Source organism: Arthrobacter sp. Y3224055 (genome assembly GCF_059090825.1).
Map to the genome: position 1 here is coordinate 303,538 of NZ_JBNHGB010000005.1, position 18,070 is coordinate 321,607.

Below are 18,070 nucleotides of genomic sequence, written 5' to 3' on the forward strand. Positions count from 1 at the left end.
CAGGCCCCGCTGTCAGGCCTTGCCGTCGAAGAGGCTCGTGACCGAGCCGTCTTCGAAGACTTCGCGGACCGCGCGGGCGATCAGCGGAGCAATCGACAGGACGGTCAATTCCTTGAAGTTTTTCTCCGGCGGGATCGGCAGCGTGTTGGTGACCACCACTTCCCGGGCACCGCTCTCGGAAAGCCGGCGGGCGGCGGGATCCGAGAACACGGCGTGCGTTGCCGCGATGATGACGTCCTTGGCGCCGGCGTTCTTCAGGACCTGAACGGCGCCGGAGATCGTTCCGCCGGTGTCGATCATGTCGTCGATCAGCACGCAGGTGCGGCCCTCAACCAAGCCGACGACCTGCTTCGACACGGCCTGGTTGGGCGCGTTCACGTCGCGGGACTTGTGTACGAAGGCCAACGGAGCCCCGCCCAGGCGTTCGGCCCACTGTTCGGCAACGCGGACGCGGCCGGTATCCGGAGACACCACGGTCACGTTGTCCAGGTCGACCCGTGTGCGGACGTACTCGGCCAGGAGCGGGATGGCCATGAGGTGGTCGACAGGACCGTCGAAGAAGCCCTGGATCTGCGCCGTGTGCAGGTCGACGGACATCAGCCGGTCGGCGCCGGCCGTCTTGTACATGTCGGCCACCAGGCGGGCCGAGATCGGTTCCCGGCCGCGGTGCTTCTTGTCCTGCCGGGCATACGGGTAGAACGGAGCGACCACGGTGATGCGCTTGGCCGAGGCCCGCTTCAGCGTGTCCACCATGATCAGGTGCTCCATCAGCCATTCGTTGATGGGAGCCGGGTGCGCCTGGATCACGAAGGCGTCGGTACCGCGCACGCTTTCCTCGAACCGGACGTAGATCTCGCCGTTTGCGAAGTCGTAGGCGGACGTCGGCAGGAGGTCGATCTCCAACTCTTTGGCGATCTCCCGCGCCAGTTCCGGATGGGCGCGTCCGGAGGCCAGCACCAGCCTCTTTTCGCCCTGTGCCTTGATTCCGCTCATGAAGGATCACTTTCTGCAGTTGGGGATTGCGTGGAGGAAGTTCGGGTGGCAGCTTCTGCAGATGAGCTGCCGGGGCGGTTCTTCTGCACCCAGCCGTCAAGGTTCCGCTGCGGCGCGACGCTGACCGCGAGCGCTCCGGGCGGCACATCCTTGCGGATCACCGCGCCTGCGCCGGAGTAGGCACCGTCGCCCACGTGCACGGGAGCCACAAAGACGGTGTTCGAGCCGGTGCGCACATTCGAGCCGATGACGGTACGGTGCTTCTTTTCGCCGTCGTAATTGGCGGTGATGTTGCCACAGCCAATGTTGGCATACTCACCGATCTCCGCATCCCCGGCGTAGCCCAGATGGGACAGCTTGGCGCCCTTGCCGATGGTCACGTTCTTGGTTTCGTAGAACGCGCCGATCTTCCCCTTCTCGCCCAGCACCGTGCCGGGGCGGAGGTAGGTGAACGGGCCAACGGTGGCGCCGGGCCCGATCTCGGAATCGGTGCCGTGCGTCCTGATGACCGAGGCGCCCTCGCCCACGGTCACGTTCGTCAGGGTCGTCTCCGGCCCCACCACGGCATCGGAGGCGACATGCGTGGCGCCGTGCAGCTGGGTGCCGGGCAGCAGCGTCACGTCGGTGCCGAACGTCACCGTCGAGTCGATCCAGGTGGATGACGGGTCCACGATGCTGACGCCGGCGCGCATGGCAGCGTCCAAGACCCGCCGGTTGTGCTCCGCCCCCAGGGCAGCCAACTGGACCCGGTCGTTGGCCCCCTCCACCTGCCAGCGGTCGGTGGTGACGACGGCGGCCACCCGGCCGCCGTCGGCCCGGGCCAGCGACAGCACGTCGGTCAGGTACTTCTCGCCCTGGGCGTTGTCCGTGGTGATCCTGGACAGGGCGGCGCGAAGGACTCCGGCATCGAAGGCATAGATTCCGGAGTTGACCTCACGGATCGCGCGCTGTTCGTCCGTGGCGTCCTTGTGCTCGACGATGCCCTGGACACTGCCGTCCTCGGCGCGGATGATCCGCCCGTATCCGCCGGCGTCATCGAGGACTGCGGTCAGTACGGTAACGGCATTCCCGCTGGAGGCATGCTCGGCCACGAGTTCCTTCAGCAGCGCCGTGGTCAGCAGCGGAACGTCGCCGTAGGTGACCACCACGGGGCCGTCCGGCTGGGCGGGAAGGGCATCCAGCGCCACCTCCACTGCGCGCCCGGTGCCGGGGATCTCGTCCTGGTCGACGATCAGTACATCCGGATCCAGCGAAGTGATATGCTCCGCCACCCGGTCACGCTCATGGCGTACGACGGCGGCAAGCACCGTGGGTGCCAGGCCGCGTGCCGCGGCGAGCGCGTGGCCCACCATGGAGACGCCGCCGATCTCATGCAGGATCTTGGGCTTTTTGGACTTCATCCGGGTGCCCGCCCCCGCGGCCAGGACGATGACCGCTGCCGGTGTTGAAGCGTTTTTGACGTTTTGTTCAGGGACGTCCTGGGGGCTCACTAAGTGGCACTCCTCGCTGCGCTGATTCCGGTGTGGCCGGTGCATTTGGGTTAACGGCATCCTACCTGCCGCAGCACCTCCGGTTTACCGGCCGGTGGTCGTTCCGCCCATAGGATTCGAACCTATACTCCACGGCTCCAAAGGCCGGGGTGCTGCCATTACACCAGGGCGGACCGTGCCGCCAAGAACACTGACCCGGTGGCACAAGTGTCCATTTTGCCACGTTTGCCAACCCCGATGCGACTCGGCGGCACCGGCCGCCGACACATGGCTTCCGTGCCGGTCACTCCACCGCGGTCGCGAGGCTGGGTGCGTCCTCAAAGGATGGCTCGACGGCCGCCGGCAGGCTGGCACCGCTGCGCAACAGCCGGGCCATGACTGCTGCCGACACCGGCTTGCTGAAATAGAACCCCTGGCCACCGCTACAGCCAAGATCGCGCAATTGTTCGGCCTGTTCCCGCGTCTCGATGCCCTCGAAGATCGCGTCCAGCCCCGCAGCACGAATGAGCTGAAGGACGGCACCGATGAAGTCCTGCTGGGAACCGTCGGCCGAATGCGTAGCAATGATTGACCGGTCCACTTTGACCATGTCGACCGGCAACCGGCGCAGGTAACTGATCGATGAGTAGCCGGTTCCGAAGTCATCGATTTCGATGCCGATCCCGAGCTTGCGCAGGGCAAGCAAGGAGTAGGTCTCCACTTCTCCCCCGGTAACCAGACCGGTCTCCGTGATCTCCAGCACCAGCGACTCGGCCGGCATTCCGGAATCCCTCAAAACGCCCCGAACGTGCTCTACCAGGTCGATGCGTTGGAGCTCGGCTACTGAGAGATTAACGCGGATCTGGAACCCCGGGTCCAGGTTCAGTTCGGCGGACCACTGGGCGAACTGGTGCGCGGCCGCCGACAAGGTCCACCGCCCCAGGTCAACAATCAGGCCGGTCTGTTCCGCCATGGGGATGAAGTCGGCCGGCATGACACGTCCCCGCACCGGGTGATTCCACCGGATCAACGCTTCCACCCCGATCGGCAGGCCCGTGCACAGATCCACCACCGGTTGGTACTCGAGCTCGAAGCCGCCGGTCGCGATGGCGCCGCGGAGTTCGGTCGCCATCTGGTTGTGCAGTTGGCGCGTTTGGAGCATATGGGACTGGAAGACCTTGGTGCGGTTCTGAGGGTCTTTTTTCGCCTCGTACATGGCCGTGTCCGCGTCCAGCAGCAGGCCCTGCGCGGTCTGTCCCGCATCTGCCACCCGGACGCCAATGCTGGCCTGGGGCCAGACAGTAACTTCATCCAGTTGGATTTCGTCATTGAGCACGCCCAGAATCCGCTGGGCCACCTGGAGCGCGAGATCCGTCGTCGCGCGCGGAAGCAGGACCGCAAATTCGTCGCCGCCCAGCCGTGCCACCGTGTCGCCGTCGCGCACGACGGACCTCAGCCTGTTTGCCACGACCGTGAGTACGCGGTCGCCGGCGTCGTGGCCAAAGCTGTCGTTGACCTGCTTGAAGGAATCCATGTCCAGCAGGAGCAATGCCGGGGCCCGCTGGCCGGACCGCGCGTCGTCGAGCGCGGCGTCCATGTCCTTGGCCAAGGCCGTGCGGTTCGCCAGCCCGGTCAAGGCATCGGTAAGGGCCATCCGGCTCATGTCCCGATGTGCCTGGCGCAGTTCAGCCGTCCGTTGCTCGACGCGCTGTTCCAGTTCCATGTAGCTAAGCTGCAGTTCCTCGGCCAAGAGGTTGACGCCCGTGATGACGGCGTCGATATCGTCGCGTGCCGGCGAGGGGTCGATCCTGGTGGTCAGATCGCCTCCGGCCAGGCGGACCATCCCGTCGACCAACTGCTGGAGCCGAGGATCGGGATTATGCGGCATTGTCCCGTTCCAGCCACGCGAGGGCCTGTGGTTCGGAGTCAAAGTAGCGGACAGGGCATTCGGACGGTTCGGCTCCCAGTACGAAGTTGGCGATCACCCGGTCCACCGGAGACTCACCCACGAGGGCAATGGCGGACGCATTCGTCTGCCGACCCAGCATCGACCGGGCCAGGCGGGAAATTGATGTGACGCCTGTCATCCGCATCAAGACACGGCAAGGGTGGCCGCCGGAAAGAACGCGAAGCTGTGTTGACGTGCGGGCCGCGACTTCGTCGGTGAAGGCTGCTCCGCGCGGAAGATCGACGCTGATGATGCCGTCGCCGGCACTGACCACGTCGGCTGCAACGGCATCGGCCGCGTCAACCACGCGCCTCATGCGGCCGCGTCGATATTGGATACCGCTCCTGCAACCCTCTCGGGCCAGCCATGACCTAGCACGTGCATCCGCTCCCCAACGATTCGGTGGAAGCTTTCGCTCCCGTCCAGCAAATCCAGAACTTACTGCTTTAGAACTGCCAATCGTTCACAGCGTAAACGAACGGAGTTCACGACACGCTCAATGACACGATGAAGAATGCATATTACGAAGCCCGCGGAAACTCGGCGATTGTAGCCGCAACTTGGGCCGCCCTGTCCTTGGCACCGGCTTGGCTGAAATACGCTTGACTGTCCTTCAAGTGGCGTAGGGCCGATGCACAATCGCCTTGTTCCCGCAGGGCTTTCGCAAGCAACATATTCGCTTCACCCGCCGTGTGGTGTGCCATCGCTGAGGACTCTGCGCAAATCGACGTGAGCATCTCGATTGCGCTGCTTGCTTCACCGTTCAGAAAGTGCCAATGCGCACGATTGAGCATGTTCTTAAAGACATCTCCGTCATCCGTACCAATAATGGTCGCTGCGAGTTCGGCCCGCTCCATGCAATCGGCCGTTTCTGTGTCGGCGATACCGGCCGTTAACCTCATAGCCGCCGAGGCTCGGTTGAACCACGCCCAAAGAGCGAGGTCATTCGAAGGCGACAAATGCTCAGCCGCCAACTTGTGATACTTCACCCCATCGCTGGCCTGTTGTCTCAGAAAAGCGACGTTTCCCGCGACCCAGTAGCACTTTCCTGCCGTTTGAGCGTCAGTGTTGGTGTCAATCAGTCGGATGAGTTGCTGACTTTCCTGCCAGGCGCGCTCCAACTGGTCGCTCTCTGCCAATGCTGCAATGAGTGCAAGCAAGGACCCAATACGCAGATCCTGCGGGACCCCCCCGTCGCGAGCGATGCCGACGGCCCTAACACCATATGCGACTGCTTGTTCAAGTTCACCTGCCGCCTGGCTAACGTCAGACAAGAGGTTCAACGCGCGGCACTGAAGTTCGGAGGACCCGACCGTTAGTGGATGTTCCAGCAGAAGCAAGGCTGTATGAATGCAGTCCCGGTTGAGACCCATCGCGCGCTGACAATCGGCTTGGAACATTGTCATCTGCCACCACGTTGAATCATCGCCGGCAGCCAATGCCCTAGAAGATACTTGCTTCGCGAGGTCCAGCGCCTGCGCATATTCTCTACGACCGAAAGCCTCACGAGCCCGCAGTTCAGCGAAAACACCGCTTCCCTCAGAATTGACCGACACCATGCGAATCCTCCAAACGCCAATGGCCGGGGTGATAGTCCGTACTCCCACCCGCATCCGATCATATTCCGTGTCCCGCGCAGCGGCGGGGAAGGGTCCCTGATGTGTCGTTTAACGTCTAGCTGATTAGGTACTCCTGAATGTACACTTGTGGATGTCACCACCGCTGCATAGATTTGCAAAACTGTGCATAACCAAGAGGGAGCCCGATGAAGAAATTTTCGGCATCAGTACTTATTGCCGCAGTTCTGGCTGTTACCGGCGCCACGGCTGCCTCAGCCGCCGACGGCAGCTACACCACCATCACGACCGTCAAGTCTGTCGATGGCGGCTTCTCCATTCAGAGTGGCAACTGGCCGCACTAATAAGTAAATAGAGCGGGATTCTCGCTCGCCGACTGAGGCCGTGGCATGCATCTTCGGACGCGTGCCACGGCCTTGGTGGTTTAAGAGACAGCGACGGCGTCCGAGGCGTCGGCGGGTTGTTGTTTCGGTCCGGAATCCAGCGGCAGTGTAATCGTGAAGGTCGTGCCAATGCCGACCCTCGACTCCACGGAAATATCGCCGCGGTGCTGGTCGACCATCCCCTTGACGATGGCCAGGCCCAGGCCGGTGCCCTGGATGGCATGGGCGTTGGATGCCCGGTAGAAACGCGAGAAGAGCTGGGGCAGGTCTTCTTCCGGGATGCCGATCCCGCTGTCGGCGACCTTGACCACGGCGCAGGGAACGCCGTCGTCATTCTTGCCGCCGAGGCCGACCGTGACCAGCACCTCCCCGTCCTGCGGCGTGAACTTGACGGCATTGGACAGGATGTTGGTGAAGACTTGCTCCAACATCTTGGTATCGCCGTCGGCGGCGAGCCGGGTGTCCAGACCCTCACCGACCAGTTTTACGTTCTTGGCCTGCGCCACCGGTTCCAGCGCGGTGGAAACCGTGCGCAGGAGGCGTGGCAGGTCCACCGGTTCCGTCTTCAACCCGCTGCTCTGGAAATCCATCCTGGACAGGGTGAGCATGTCTTCGATCAACTCGCGGAGCCGCGCGGCATTGCGACCCACGATCTTCAGCATCCGCGCCACTGATTCCGGGACCTCACCGGCGTCTCCATCCAGCACCAGCTCCAGGTACCCGGCGATAGAGGTCAACGGAGTCCGGAGCTCATGGTTGACCGTTGCCACGAAGTTCGACTTGGCTTGGTCCAGCTCGCGAAGCTTTTCCACGACCTGTTGTTGAACTGTAATCAGGTGCCCCTGAATCAGACCGTGGGCCAGGTTGCCGGCTACGTGCTGAAGCAGTGAAATCTCGGCCGGCGACCATGGCCGCGGCTGTCCCGTGCGGATCAGGCACAGCAAGCCGAAAGCCTGCGGGCCCTGCCCCAAGGGCGCGAGCAGGGACAATTTGCCCCGGGGGGTGGCGAGCCATTCGGCCACATGGGGATATGCGGCGATGTCGATGCCGCCGTCGTCGGCCGACGTGAGCACGCTGTGCTTGGCCCAGAGCGCCGAGGACAGCTCCAGCACCTGTTCGTCGCTGCGGTGGGGCATGGAGCCCTGGGTGGATTCGCTGATCCATTGAGCGGTGGTATGCGGCACGCGTTCGTCCGCCAGGGTACGCACCCAGACGTGGTCGGCTTCGAAGGCCTCGCCGATGCCACGCAACGCGAGGTTGATCATTTCGTCCGGGTCATTCGTACTGCGAATGCCGTCGGACACCTTCCGGATCCGCTCCCGCAGGACGGCCACCCCGTTGCGTTCCCGTCGCCGGTGTTCCGATCTTGCGAGGGTCACGCGGACGCGATTCACCACACCGGCGGCCGTCAGCGGCTTGATCAGGTAGTCGGAGACGCCCAGCTCGTAGCCGCGCTCCACCAAGTGCAGCTCGTCCTCGGTGGCCATGAGCATCACCCGCCACTGCGCGCCCGGCTGGCTGTCCGACAGGCGTCGCACGGCTTCCATCCCGGCCAGGGACATATCGGCGGCGTCCACCAAAAGGATGTCGGGCGGGTTGCGCTGCACCTCGGCCAACACCTCGGCCGCGGAAGTCAACGCAGCGACCGATATGCCGGCATCGCTCAGGACGCTGCGCAGGAACCCGCGGGTCGCAGGGTCCACGGCGCCGACCAGGACGGTTGGGCGCGCTGCCGCCCCGGGCTCACCTGCAACGGTCCGCACTGCATTCCTCCTGCATTGAACGCGGCCCGGTGTCGTCCCGGCCCCCCGACGTTATGAATGAAGAGTAGCAGTGCTCTCACCGGTACGACGCGAGGTTCCGTCCTGCCTCCGGCGCGCACCCGTCCCTCATCAGGACCGGTGCAGGCCCCGACACCTGACGCGGGAAGCAGACATTCCGGTCCGGCCCCGGCCGGTGCACTGCCGCTTGGGTTAGCGTTGCCACCATGACACACGTCCCGCGGATCGCCGCCGTCCCGCTTTCGGTCCTTGCGGCCATCATCGTGACGGTCCTGGCGTGGGCCAGTGCCTTCGTCGTGATCCGCGGCGTGCTGCCGCATTTCGGGCCCGGTCCGCTCAGCCTGATGCGGCTCGCCATCGGCTCGGCCGCACTGGCACTGCTGTTGCTCGGGCGGCCGTGGGTCAGGCCGGGCCGCCGGGCGTGGTTGCTGATCGCCGGCTGCGGCCTGTCGTGGTTCGGCGTCTACAACTTCGCCCTCAACACCGCGGAGCAATCGCTCGACGGCGGCACCACCGCCATGATCGTCAATCTCGCACCCGTGCTCACGGCCTTGGGCGCCGGGCTGTTCCTGGGCGAAGGCATCCCCAGGTGGCTGGCCATCGGCGCCGGAGTCGCTTTCTCGGGAGTCGTCATGATCGGCTTCGGCACCGGTGGCGGCGCGGCCGGCGGCGTCGGGCTGCTCTGGGCGCTGGCAGCGGCGTTGACGTACTCCGCCGGGGTGCTGCTCCAGAAGCCGGCCCTGGGCAGCGTGCCGGCCGGGCAGGTCACCTGGTTGGCCTGCAGCATCGGTGCACTCTCATCGCTGCCGTTTGCCGGTGACCTTTTGGCGGAACTGCGCACCGCCCCGGCCGCGGCGACCTTGGGCGTGGTGTATATGGGATTGGTGCCCACGGCCCTGGCTTTCAGCACCTGGGCCTATGCCCTGGCCCGGATGCCGGCCGGGCAACTGAGCGTTTCGTCCTACCTTGTTCCTCCGGTCACCATCGTGTTGGGGTGGCTGTTCCTGAGCGAGACGCCCACCGTGCTGGCCGTCATCGGCGGCGGGGTGTGCCTGCTGGGCGTAGCGCTGTCCCGCCGGCGCGACCGGTGGGAACGGCAGTCAGGGAGCGGCACCCACCCGCCCGAGGGTGCCCAACCGGCTGGCAATGCGGGAGATGTCGACGGCGGACGGGCTGGCTGACGGGGCCAGGTCAAGCGGCTCCGCGCTGATGACCGTCAACGGCACGTCGGCGTCATAGAGGATGTCCACAATATTGCTGAAGCGCTGCCAGCCGTTCATGCTGATCGCTTCCCGGGCCGGCACACCGGAGATGATCCAGTGGGCGGCGTGCGCCAGCAGGCCCAAATAGTCGGAGGCGGCGGTGGGCCCTTCGCACAGGTCGCGGAAATCGAACCACAATTCGGCCGGCGTGCTCCGAAGGACCGGCAGCGGCCAGCTCCCCGGCCGCAGTTCACGCGCCTCTGCGGCGGACGGCCAGTCAAGGCCCGCCTCGGCAACCCGCGGGTCGCCGGGACCGTCCGGGGCAACGACCATGGCGCCGTCGCCGAACCGCCCGGGGCGGGCACCGCCGTCGTCCGACCGGCCGTCGGCGCGACCGGCGGGCTGCGTGCGGTAGTCGACCGGGCCGGCGACGGGGGCAACGCGCATGGTGCGGCGGATCAGGGCGATGGTGGGCTCGAACAGCTCATGGAAGGCCTCGCCGGGCATCAACTGCTCGGGCGGATAGTTCGAGGTGGTGACCAGCACTATGCCGCGGCGGTGGATTTCACGCAGCAGCCGGGCCAGCAACTGGCCGTCCCCCGGATCGTGGACGTGGAATTCATCCAGGACCAGCAGGGCGCAGCCGCGCAGCAAGCCGTCGATGGCCACGTCGATGGCGCTGGTACCCGGCGGCCGGGCCTCCGGGTCCTGCGCGTCGCGGCGGAGGGCGTGCAGTTGTCGGAACAGGTCGTGGAAGTGCCAGCGCTGTTTGTCCGGCACGTCGACGGCCTCGAAGAATGCCCGGGCCAGCCAGCTTTTGCCCCGCCCGACCGGACCCCAGAGATACAGCCCGCGGCGCATCCCCGGCAAAGCGGGCAGTCCGGCGCGGAGCGGCGCGGCGGCCTCGGCGAGCAGGCGGGCGGCCCTGTGCTGGTCTTCGTCGAGGCGGAAGCCAGCTGCCGAGGCGGCCTGCTCAAGATGGTCGAGCATCCGGCGGCGGCTGGGGGTCCGCCCCCGCAGGCCGGCCGCAGCGTTGCCTGCGTCCACGACGCGTCCCTCCCTCTCCCGGTACCGATGAAACCCTACCCGCCGGTGCCACCGTTCCGGCCGTCCCCGTTTTAACGGCGCAGGGCGCCCCGGCTTCCCTGACGGGAGGTACGGAGCGCCCTGCGATGCGGAGCGTTAAGCGGCGCGAAGCCGCCGGGGGCCGCAGGTTAGTTGGCGGCGACAGCTGCGGCGCGGACGGACTCCATGGCCTTGGTCCACGGGATGAGCTGGTCGATCATCGGAGCCAGGGTGCCGGCGTTCTGCTCGGTCGGCTTGAAGTCGGCGAAGTTCTCGAAATCGGTGAACAGCGAGAACATGACCTGGTTGCGCACGTGGGCGATCTGCAGTTCGGACAGGATGTTGCGCAGGTGCTCAGCGGCACGGGCGCCACCCATGGAACCGTAGGAAACGATGCCGGCGGCCTTGTTGTTGAACTCGACGTTCAGGTAGGACAGGGCGTTGGTCAGGGCCGGCGTGACGGTGTGGTTGTACTCGCCGGTGACGAAGATGAAGCCGTCGAACTCGCTGATCTTGGCCGAGAACGCCTTGGTGTGGTCGTTCTGGTAGTTCTGGTACATGGCCGGGTAAGCTTCGTCCAGCAGGGGCAGGTTGAAGTCGGCGATGTCGACGACCTCGAACTCGGCGTCGGTGCGGCCGGCGGCCTGGGCGAGAACCCAATCGGCAACCTGCTTGTTGACACGACCCGGACGGGTGCTGCCGGTAACGATAGCGATCTTGGTCATAAATAACCCCTTCGAGGTCTGGTCCCGACGTGCCAACATTGTCGACGCGTCATGGTTTTGTTGACACGTCAATTATGCAGGGCGGAAACTTGAATTGTCAACCAAAGGCGAGGAAGTGACAGTCGTGAACTCCGACACCCGCTGGCTGGACGATCACGAGCAAGAGATCTGGCGCGCCTTCCGGGAATTGCTGTGGGGCTTCGAGTCCGCCATGGACCGCCAACTGCTGCGCGACTCCGACCTGTCCGGCGTGGAGTATTCGGTCCTGGCGTCCCTGTCGGAGGCGGACGAGGGCGTCATGCGGGCCCGGGACATCGCGCAGCAGCTGGACTGGGAGCGCAGCCGGCTGTCCCACCTGCTCAAGCGGATGGAAGCCCGCGGGCTGGTGGAGCGGGTGGCGTGTGCCACGGATGCGCGGGGTTTCAACATCTCGATGACCGACGCCGGCTGGGATGCCATCCGGCAGGCCGCCCCCGGCCACGTCAGCTTCGTCCGCCAGAACGTCTTCGATCCGCTCTCGGCCGCGGAGCGCGAGGCGCTGCTCTCGGCAACCGCCAAGATCCAGCGGTCCATCCGCGACGCGGGCCTCTGGGGGAACAGCGGCAGGTCGTCCTGAGCCGAGGGATCACTCCAGGATTTCGGAGACCTCCAGCCACTCCATCTCCAGGCCTTCCTTCTCCTCGGCGATTTCCTGCAGCTTGCGGTTCATCTCCGCCAGCCCGGCGAAGTCGACGTCGGACTTGGCACCTGCCGCGTGCATCTGCTCCTTGAGCTTGTCCTCCTGCTGGCCCAGTTTGCCCAGTTGGCGCTCGATCCGGTTGAGGTCCTTCTTGGCCTGGCGCTTGTCGGCTTCGCTGTGCACGGCGCCGGAGGATGGTGCGGCGGCGGCGCCTGCGCCGGCCGGGGACGGCGCGGGCCTGCCGGCGAGCGCCGCTTCGCGGAGCTCGAGGTACTGGTCCACTCCCCCGGGCAGCCCGCGGAGCTTGCCGTCGCCCAGCAGCGCCACCTGGTGGTCGGTCACCCGTTCCAGCAAGTAGCGGTCGTGGGAGACGACCACGAGCGTGCCCGGCCAGCCGTCGAGCACGTCCTCCACGGCCGCCAGCGTGTCCGTATCCAGGTCGTTGGTGGGCTCGTCCAGCATCAGCACGTTCGGTTCCCCGACCAGCAGCCGCAGCAGCTGCAGCCGCCGCCGTTCCCCGCCGGACAGGTCGCGCACCGGCGTCCACTGCTTCTCCTTGGAAAAGCCGAGCTGTTCCACCAGCTGGCTGGCGGAAACCTCGCGTCCGCCGATGTTGAAGACCTGGCGTTCGCGCTGGATCACCTCCACCACGCGGAGGTCCATGACATCGTCGAGTTCGCGGACTTCCTGCGTGAGCATGGCCGTCTGCACCGTCTTGCCGCGCTTGACCTTGCCGGCCGTGGGCTGGATCTCGCCGTTCAGCAACCGCAGCAGGGTGGTCTTGCCCGCCCCGTTGACGCCGACCAAGCCGAGCCGTTCCCCCGGTGCCAGCCGCAGCGTGATGTTGTCGAACAGCGCGGCGGGCCCGCCGTCGCCGTCCGTGGGCCGGGCCGGCGGGGTGTAGGAAACCTGCTCCAGGTCCAGCACGTCCTTGCCGAGCCGGGCGGTGGCCATCTTGTTCAGGGCCACCGCGTCCCGGGGCTCGGGCACGTCGGCGATCAGCTCGTTGGCCGCTTCAATCCGGAACTTCGGCTTCGCGGTCCTGGCGGGAGCACCGCGGCGCAGCCAGGCGAGCTCCTTTTTCACCAGCTGCTGCCGCTTGCCTTCGACGACGGCCGCCGTCCGGTCGCGTTCCGCACGGGCCAGCACGTAGGCGGCGTACCCGCCGTCGAACGGGTCGACGGTGCCGTCGTGGACCTCCCAGGTCCGGGTACACACTTCGTCCAGGAACCACCGGTCGTGGGTGACCACCAGGAAGGCCCCCTCGGTGGGGCGCCACCGCGTCTGCAAGTGCCGGGCCAGCCAGGCGACCCCCTCGACGTCGAGGTGGTTGGTCGGCTCGTCGAGCATGATCACGTCATGGGGCTCGATCAGCAGCTTGGCGAGGGCGACCCGGCGGCGCTGCCCGCCGGACAAGGACGACACCGTCGCCTGCCAGTCGACGTCGCCGACGAGGCCGTTCATGATTTGGCGGATCTGCGGGTTGGAGGCCCACTCGTGCTCGGCCGCTTCGCCGACGATCGCCACGCCGACCGGCAGGTCTCCGTCCAGCACGTCCTGCTGGTCCAGGTAGCCCACGTTGACGTCGCCGCGCTTGGTGACCCGGCCGTCGTCGGGCGTGGCGCGGTGCGCCAGCAGCCGCATCAGGGTGGACTTGCCGTCGCCATTGCGCCCCACCATGCCGATCCGGTCCCCTTCGTTCAGGCCGAGGGACACCGAGTCCAGGATGGTGCGGGTGGCAAAGGAGACGCTGACGTTTTCTGCGCCGAGCAGGTGGACCAAGGATGCTGCTTTCTGTTGCGTTGGTGGAGGCGGACGCGCCGCTGCGTTCCAGGGGCGGGGCCCGGCGGTCAGGCCATGATGCGGGCGCCGTGCACCGGTCCGCGGACCGGCAGGGCAACCACGCCGGCGACATCCGCGAGCCGCTGCCCCAGCTCGGCCGCCTCGCGCCGTCCGGCGGTCAGGAAGGCTACCGTCGGCCCGGACCCGGATACCAAGCCCGCCAGCGCGCCTTCGGCCTCGCCCAGTTCAAGGATATCGGCCAGTTCGGGGGCCAGCTCGATGGCGGCCTCCTGCAGGTCGTTATGCAGGCAGCCGGCCAGCTGGTGGACGTCGCCGGACTGCATTGCCTGCAGGATCGCCGGGTCCACCTGCTCGGGTTCGACCGGGACGTGGCCGCGGCGGGCGCGCAGGTCGTCGGCCACCGCGTAGACCTTGGGCGTGGACAAACCGAACGAGGCGGGCACCAGGACCCAGTGCATTTCGCTGCGCGCCAGCGCCGGCGTCAGCCGGTCGCCGACGCCCAGGCCGACGGCCACTCCGCCGTGCAGCGCAAACGGCACGTCTGCGCCGAGCCCGGCGGCCAGGCCGATCAGCTCGTCGCGGGAGTAGCCGGTGTTCCAAAGCGCACTGCACGCAACCAGGGCGGCGGCCGCGTCGGCGGAGCCGCCGCCCATGCCGCCGGCAATCGGCACCCGCTTGGTGATGTCCAGGTGCACGCCCTGCGCGTGTCCGGAGGTTTCGCGGATCAGGTCGGCGGCCTGCACCGCCAGGTTGGAAGCATCCAGCGGGATGCCGTCCAGATCGAAGTCCAGCCCGGGCCCATTGCGCACGCTGACCGTGATGGCATCGTCCTCACGCGCGGTGGCGGTGACCTCCTCATACAACGAGAGCGCCAGATAGACGCTGGCCACCGAGTGGTAGCCATCCGGTCGCGGGCCGCCGACGCGGAAGGAGACGTTGATCTTTCCGGGCGCCATGACGCGGACGGGACGTGTTCTGGTCATATCGATGCCGCCACCTTCCTAGCCGACAAGCGGATGGTTGAACTCGGCGATGCGGGCAAAGGCGGCAATGTCCAGCACCTCTCCGCGGGCGCCGGGGTCCACGTTTGCCAGCCGCAGCGCTTCCTCGGCCCGGGCGGCGCTGCCGGCCCAGCCGGCCAGCGCGGCGCGCAGCGTCTTGCGGCGTTGCGCGAACGCCGCGTCGATGACGGCAAACACTTCATGGCGCGGGGCCCGGGTCACGGGCGGCTGCCCGCGGGTGAACTCCACCAGCCCGGAAGCGATCTTGGGTGCGGGCCAGAACACGTTCATGCCGATCACCCCTGCCTTGCGCATGGTGCCGTACCACGCGGCCTTGACGCTGGGCACACCGTAGATCTTGGAGCCGGGCTTGGCCGCGAGCCGGTCGGCCACCTCGTCCTGCACCATGACGAGTCCGTGCCGCAGCGACGGGAAGTGCTCCAGCAGGTGCAGCACCACCGGCACCGCCACGTTATAGGGCAGGTTGGCGACCAGCGCATCCGGGGCCTTGGGCAGTTCCCTGACCCGCAGCGCGTCCGCCAGCACCACGTCCAGGCGCCCGGCGGCATCGGGACGCCATTCGGCCGCTGTGCGTTCCAAGCGGGCGGCGAGTTTGGGATCGATTTCGACGGCGACCACGTGCCCGGCCACGTCCAGCAGCCCGAGCGTGAGCGACCCCAGGCCGGGCCCGACCTCCAAGACTGTCTCGCCGGGGACAACATGGGCGGCAGCCACGATCCGACGGATGGTGTTGCCGTCGATCACGAAGTTTTGCCCGAGGGTCTTGGTGGGACGCACGTCCAGTTCGGCCGCGAGCCGGCGGACGTCGGCCGCTCCGAGCAGGGGCCGGGTGGGGGCGGGCGCGGCTCCCCCGGCGTCGTGCCGTGAGTCGGTACCGGAGGCGGATTGGGGTTCTGTCACTGTGCCATCGTATCGGGCCGCCGGCGGCGGCCGTGGCGGCGCCGCCCGGTTAACGCACACCGGGCCCGGGCAGCGAAGCCCGGGCCCGGTGCCGGTGGATAGCAGGCGGATGCCTTACAGCAGTCCCAGTTTGGCGGCACAGGCCGGCCAGTGGCCCCAGCCGCCGTTGCTGCGCAGCACTTCGGCGGTAGCGATCTGCTCGCTGGGCGTGGCCATGTAGGCGTAGGGCGCGTACTTGCCGCCGCCGGCGCCGAGCCAGGAGCTAGCGCTGAACTGCAGTCCGCCGGAGTAGCCGTTGCCGGTGTTGATGGACCAGTTGCCGCCGGACTCGCATTCGGCGAGCGCCTGCCAGGTCCCGCCGACGTTGGCGTTGTTGACCTTGGCCGGACGCTTCTTGGTGCCCACCGTGATCTTCTGGCTGACCGGTTCGCGGGTGACCTTTTCGCTGACGAGTTTCCGGTCGGTTTCCTTGCCGTCGGTGAGGACGACCTCGTAGACCTTGACGCGTTCGCCGGGCTCCCCGGCCCGGGTGACCTTCTCTTCGTCCTCGTACATGGCGGAGTTGGTCGTGGTGGCCGTCTCGAACGGGACGGACTCGGCCTCCTCCACGCGTTCGCGGTCGATCCGGGTCACTTTGACCTTGGTGCCTTCGGTCACCGGCTCGGCCTCGGCAACGGAGAGCTTGTCTTCCTTGCCCAGCTTGATCTTCTGTTCCTGGAGCAGGTCGCCGATGGTGGTCGCGGTGGTGACTTCCTTGCGGGTCTTGCCGTCGACAGCGATGGTGACGTTCTTCGGCGTCGAGATCGTCACCGCGCCGCCCACCGAGGCCAGCTCGGCAGTCAACGGGGCGGACAGGGCCGACTTTTCGTTGACTTCCAGTTCGTCCAGCAGTTCCTCGACGGTGGCGGCGGTGGTGTGCACGGTGGAGGCCTTGCCGTCCACGTTCACGTCTACGGGTTTGGCGGTGACCACTTCGATGCTGGCACCGTCGGCGATCTCTTCGCCCACCGCAGGAGTGACGTCGTCGAGCTCGCCGACCTGCACCTCGGATTCGGCCAGAACGTCTGCAACGGTGGAACCGAACGTGGTGACGGTGCTGGCCTGCCCGTCCACGGTCAGCGTGACCGACTTGTTGTTGCCCACAAAAGCCACCAGCCCGAGGACCAAGGCGGTCATGACGACGACCTGGCCGGCGATCTTCACCCAGCGGTTCTTCAGTGCGTTTGTCACGGTTCCCGAATCTGTTGCAGTTTCCGGGCACGGGGACATTAAGACACGCGCGTGGGACGTGCCGGTTTTCACGGCACGGTGCGAGTGCAGGCTGCACCCGCGGCGGCTGTTTGGGCGTACGAACGGAACGTCCAACGGCTACCGCCACAGGTGTCACAATGTCCGGTTGCCTTCCCCGACCCCGGCCATTAGCTACCTACCGTAATCGAAACGTGACATGCCGACAAGCGGCGCCTGCTGCGGGCGGCACCGGGCACTGCGCGTCGCTTCCCCGTTCGGGCAGCCCTGCATGCTCGTTTTCGGTCCGGCCGGGGGAAGTTACGCGCGTGTTATTCCTGCTGCCAGGAGCCGTAAACGCACTCCGTGTTTTCCGCCACCTCCGTGCATAACTCCGCCAGGTCCTTCCCGAGGACCTCGGCCATCGCGCGCATGGTGTAGGGCACCAGGTAGCTGGCGTTCGGCCGGCCCCGGTAGGGATGCGGGGTCAGGAAGGGCGCGTCGGTCTCGGCCAGCACCAGGGCCGGTTCCGCAACCGCCAGGGCCTCACGCAGGCCGTCGGCGTTCCTGAAGGTGACGGTTCCGGCGAAGGACATGTGCCAGCCGTTGTCGTTGCAGGTCCCGGCCAGCGCCGCGTCCCCGGAAAAGCAGTGGAAGACAACTTTTTCGGGGGCTCCCTCCTCGAGCAGGACGCGGACCACGTCGTCGTGCGCGTCCCGGTCATGGATCTGCAGGGCGAGGCCCAACCGCTTGGCGATGTCGATGTGGCGGCGGAACGATTCCTGCTGAGCGCCCCGGCCTCCGCCGCCGGTCCGGTAGTAGTCCAGTCCGGTCTCCCCGATCGCCCGGATCCTCGGGTGCGCGGCTATCGCCTCGATCTCCGCCAGGGCCTCCTCCAGCGTCCCCGCGTCCGCCAGCGGGGGTGCGTCGTTGGGGTGGATGGCCACCGCTCCCAGCAGCCTCGGCTCGGCCTCGACGGCCTGCAGCGTGAAGCGGGCGGATTCCAGGTCGCAGCCCACCTGGACGGCACCGGCAACGCCGACCGCCTCGGCGGCGTCCATCGCCTGCCGGACCGTGACCGCCACCGGTCCGTCGCGGAAGTCCAGGTGCGTGTGGTTGTCCATCACCGGCACGGGCAGCGGCTCGGGTGCCGGCGGATAGCTGAGATTACGACGCCGGCCGTCCCCCTCGGTGGGGCTCCGCACCGCCGTCGTCCGGGCTGCGGTGCTGTCAGCGGTGTAGGCGGGAGGAGTTTCGCCGGCAACGGCGGCTGCAGGATGGGACATGTTTCCAGCC

16 protein-coding genes and 1 tRNA gene are annotated in these 18,070 nt (G+C 66.8%); 3 read left to right on the forward strand and 14 right to left on the reverse strand.

All coding sequences use genetic code 11. The features are described from left to right. Window positions 1-12: 12 nt before the first annotated feature. From AC5RTY_RS13745 to AC5RTY_RS13770, 6 genes are all read right to left on the reverse strand, one after another. Window positions 13-993: a ribose-phosphate diphosphokinase gene (locus tag AC5RTY_RS13745; protein ID WP_494068170.1), complete on the reverse strand. Its 981-nt coding sequence runs from the start codon at window positions 991-993 to the stop codon at window positions 13-15. Then, window positions 990-2,528, reverse strand: coding sequence for a bifunctional UDP-N-acetylglucosamine diphosphorylase/glucosamine-1-phosphate N-acetyltransferase GlmU (gene glmU / locus AC5RTY_RS13750; RefSeq protein ID WP_494076230.1), 1,539 nt, complete (start codon window positions 2,526-2,528; stop codon window positions 990-992). The genes AC5RTY_RS13745 and glmU overlap by 4 nt, the downstream gene beginning before the upstream one ends. A 56-nt stretch (window positions 2,529-2,584) precedes the next feature. Further along, window positions 2,585-2,656, reverse strand: a tRNA-Gln gene (locus AC5RTY_RS13755). Between the two features lie 110 nt (window positions 2,657-2,766). Next, complete coding sequence (locus tag AC5RTY_RS13760; protein WP_494014333.1) at window positions 2,767-4,350, reverse strand: putative bifunctional diguanylate cyclase/phosphodiesterase; 1,584 nt, start codon at window positions 4,348-4,350, stop codon at window positions 2,767-2,769. Then, entirely contained in the window at window positions 4,340-4,726 is a 387-nt protein-coding gene (locus AC5RTY_RS13765) for a SpoIIAA family protein (protein WP_494139681.1), read from the reverse strand. Before AC5RTY_RS13765 ends, AC5RTY_RS13760 begins: the two co-directional genes overlap by 11 nt. A gap of 205 nt (window positions 4,727-4,931) precedes the next feature. Continuing rightward, window positions 4,932-5,969, reverse strand: a complete 1,038-nt coding sequence (locus AC5RTY_RS13770) for a hypothetical protein (RefSeq protein ID WP_494139682.1) — start codon at window positions 5,967-5,969, stop codon at window positions 4,932-4,934. Between the two features lie 206 nt (window positions 5,970-6,175). On the opposite strand from AC5RTY_RS13770, the gene AC5RTY_RS13775 reads away from it, so the two are divergent. Further along, entirely contained in the window at window positions 6,176-6,331 is a 156-nt protein-coding gene (locus AC5RTY_RS13775; protein WP_494076233.1) for a hypothetical protein, read from the forward strand. Window positions 6,332-6,411: 80 nt separating this feature from the next. Here AC5RTY_RS13775 and AC5RTY_RS13780 read toward each other — a convergent pair whose 3' ends face one another. Next, window positions 6,412-8,133: an ATP-binding response regulator gene (locus tag AC5RTY_RS13780; protein WP_494139683.1), complete on the reverse strand. Its 1,722-nt coding sequence runs from the start codon at window positions 8,131-8,133 to the stop codon at window positions 6,412-6,414. A gap of 224 nt (window positions 8,134-8,357) precedes the next feature. Between AC5RTY_RS13780 and AC5RTY_RS13785 the strand changes: the two genes are divergently transcribed. Continuing rightward, window positions 8,358-9,332: a DMT family transporter gene (locus tag AC5RTY_RS13785; protein ID WP_494139684.1), complete on the forward strand. Its 975-nt coding sequence runs from the start codon at window positions 8,358-8,360 to the stop codon at window positions 9,330-9,332. Here the strand turns inward: AC5RTY_RS13785 and zapE are convergent. Continuing rightward, window positions 9,252-10,400: a cell division protein ZapE gene (gene zapE, locus AC5RTY_RS13790; RefSeq protein ID WP_494139685.1), complete on the reverse strand. Its 1,149-nt coding sequence runs from the start codon at window positions 10,398-10,400 to the stop codon at window positions 9,252-9,254. The genes AC5RTY_RS13785 and zapE overlap by 81 nt on opposite strands. Before the next feature lie 167 nt (window positions 10,401-10,567). Then, the gene (locus AC5RTY_RS13795; protein WP_494001421.1) at window positions 10,568-11,143 is read right to left on the reverse strand and encodes an NADPH-dependent FMN reductase; all 576 of its coding nucleotides are present in this window, start codon (window positions 11,141-11,143) and stop codon (window positions 10,568-10,570) included. Window positions 11,144-11,258: 115 nt separating this feature from the next. Here AC5RTY_RS13795 and AC5RTY_RS13800 point away from each other — a divergent pair, with 115 nt between their 5' ends. Then, window positions 11,259-11,759, forward strand: a complete 501-nt coding sequence (locus tag AC5RTY_RS13800) for a MarR family winged helix-turn-helix transcriptional regulator (RefSeq protein ID WP_494139686.1) — start codon at window positions 11,259-11,261, stop codon at window positions 11,757-11,759. Between the two features lie 9 nt (window positions 11,760-11,768). Here the strand turns inward: AC5RTY_RS13800 and AC5RTY_RS13805 are convergent, their stop codons facing one another. The 5 genes from AC5RTY_RS13805 to AC5RTY_RS13825 all read right to left on the reverse strand — a co-directional run bounded on the left by AC5RTY_RS13805 (window position 11,769) and on the right by AC5RTY_RS13825 (window position 18,060). After that, window positions 11,769-13,604, reverse strand: a complete 1,836-nt coding sequence (locus AC5RTY_RS13805) for an ABC-F family ATP-binding cassette domain-containing protein (protein WP_494139687.1) — start codon at window positions 13,602-13,604, stop codon at window positions 11,769-11,771. A gap of 68 nt (window positions 13,605-13,672) precedes the next feature. Next, entirely contained in the window at window positions 13,673-14,608 is a 936-nt protein-coding gene (locus AC5RTY_RS13810) for a 4-(cytidine 5'-diphospho)-2-C-methyl-D-erythritol kinase (protein ID WP_494073600.1), read from the reverse strand. 18 nt (window positions 14,609-14,626) lie between these two features. Further along, complete coding sequence (gene rsmA / locus AC5RTY_RS13815; RefSeq protein ID WP_494023671.1) at window positions 14,627-15,547, reverse strand: 16S rRNA (adenine(1518)-N(6)/adenine(1519)-N(6))-dimethyltransferase RsmA; 921 nt, start codon at window positions 15,545-15,547, stop codon at window positions 14,627-14,629. 114 nt (window positions 15,548-15,661) lie between these two features. Then, window positions 15,662-16,777: a resuscitation-promoting factor gene (locus AC5RTY_RS13820; protein ID WP_494023670.1), complete on the reverse strand. Its 1,116-nt coding sequence runs from the start codon at window positions 16,775-16,777 to the stop codon at window positions 15,662-15,664. 329 nt (window positions 16,778-17,106) lie between these two features. Continuing rightward, window positions 17,107-18,060 carry a TatD family hydrolase gene (locus AC5RTY_RS13825; RefSeq protein ID WP_494139688.1) on the reverse strand — a complete coding sequence of 318 codons (954 nt, stop codon included), beginning with the start codon at window positions 18,058-18,060 and terminating at the stop codon, window positions 17,107-17,109. Between the last annotated feature and the right edge of the window lie 10 nt (window positions 18,061-18,070).

Bases quoted from the DNA above. Each gene is read 5' to 3' on its own strand.
- AC5RTY_RS13825 (WP_494139688.1), bottom strand. From the start codon at position 18,060: ATGTCCCATCCTGCAGCCGCCGTTGCCGGCGAAACTCCTCCCGCCTAC.
- AC5RTY_RS13810 (WP_494073600.1), bottom strand. From the start codon at position 14,608: ATGACCAGAACACGTCCCGTCCGCGTCATGGCGCCCGGAAAGATCAAC.
- AC5RTY_RS13795 (WP_494001421.1), bottom strand. From the start codon at position 11,143: ATGACCAAGATCGCTATCGTTACCGGCAGCACCCGTCCGGGTCGTGTC.
- AC5RTY_RS13775 (WP_494076233.1), top strand. From the start codon at position 6,176: ATGAAGAAATTTTCGGCATCAGTACTTATTGCCGCAGTTCTGGCTGTT.
- AC5RTY_RS13770 (WP_494139682.1), bottom strand. From the start codon at position 5,969: ATGGTGTCGGTCAATTCTGAGGGAAGCGGTGTTTTCGCTGAACTGCGG.
- glmU (WP_494076230.1), bottom strand. From the start codon at position 2,528: ATGCACCGGCCACACCGGAATCAGCGCAGCGAGGAGTGCCACTTAGTG.
- AC5RTY_RS13785 (WP_494139684.1), top strand. From the start codon at position 8,358: ATGACACACGTCCCGCGGATCGCCGCCGTCCCGCTTTCGGTCCTTGCG.
- AC5RTY_RS13765 (WP_494139681.1), bottom strand. From the start codon at position 4,726: ATGAGGCGCGTGGTTGACGCGGCCGATGCCGTTGCAGCCGACGTGGTC.
- AC5RTY_RS13760 (WP_494014333.1), bottom strand. From the start codon at position 4,350: ATGCCGCATAATCCCGATCCTCGGCTCCAGCAGTTGGTCGACGGGATG.
- AC5RTY_RS13745 (WP_494068170.1), bottom strand. From the start codon at position 993: ATGAGCGGAATCAAGGCACAGGGCGAAAAGAGGCTGGTGCTGGCCTCC.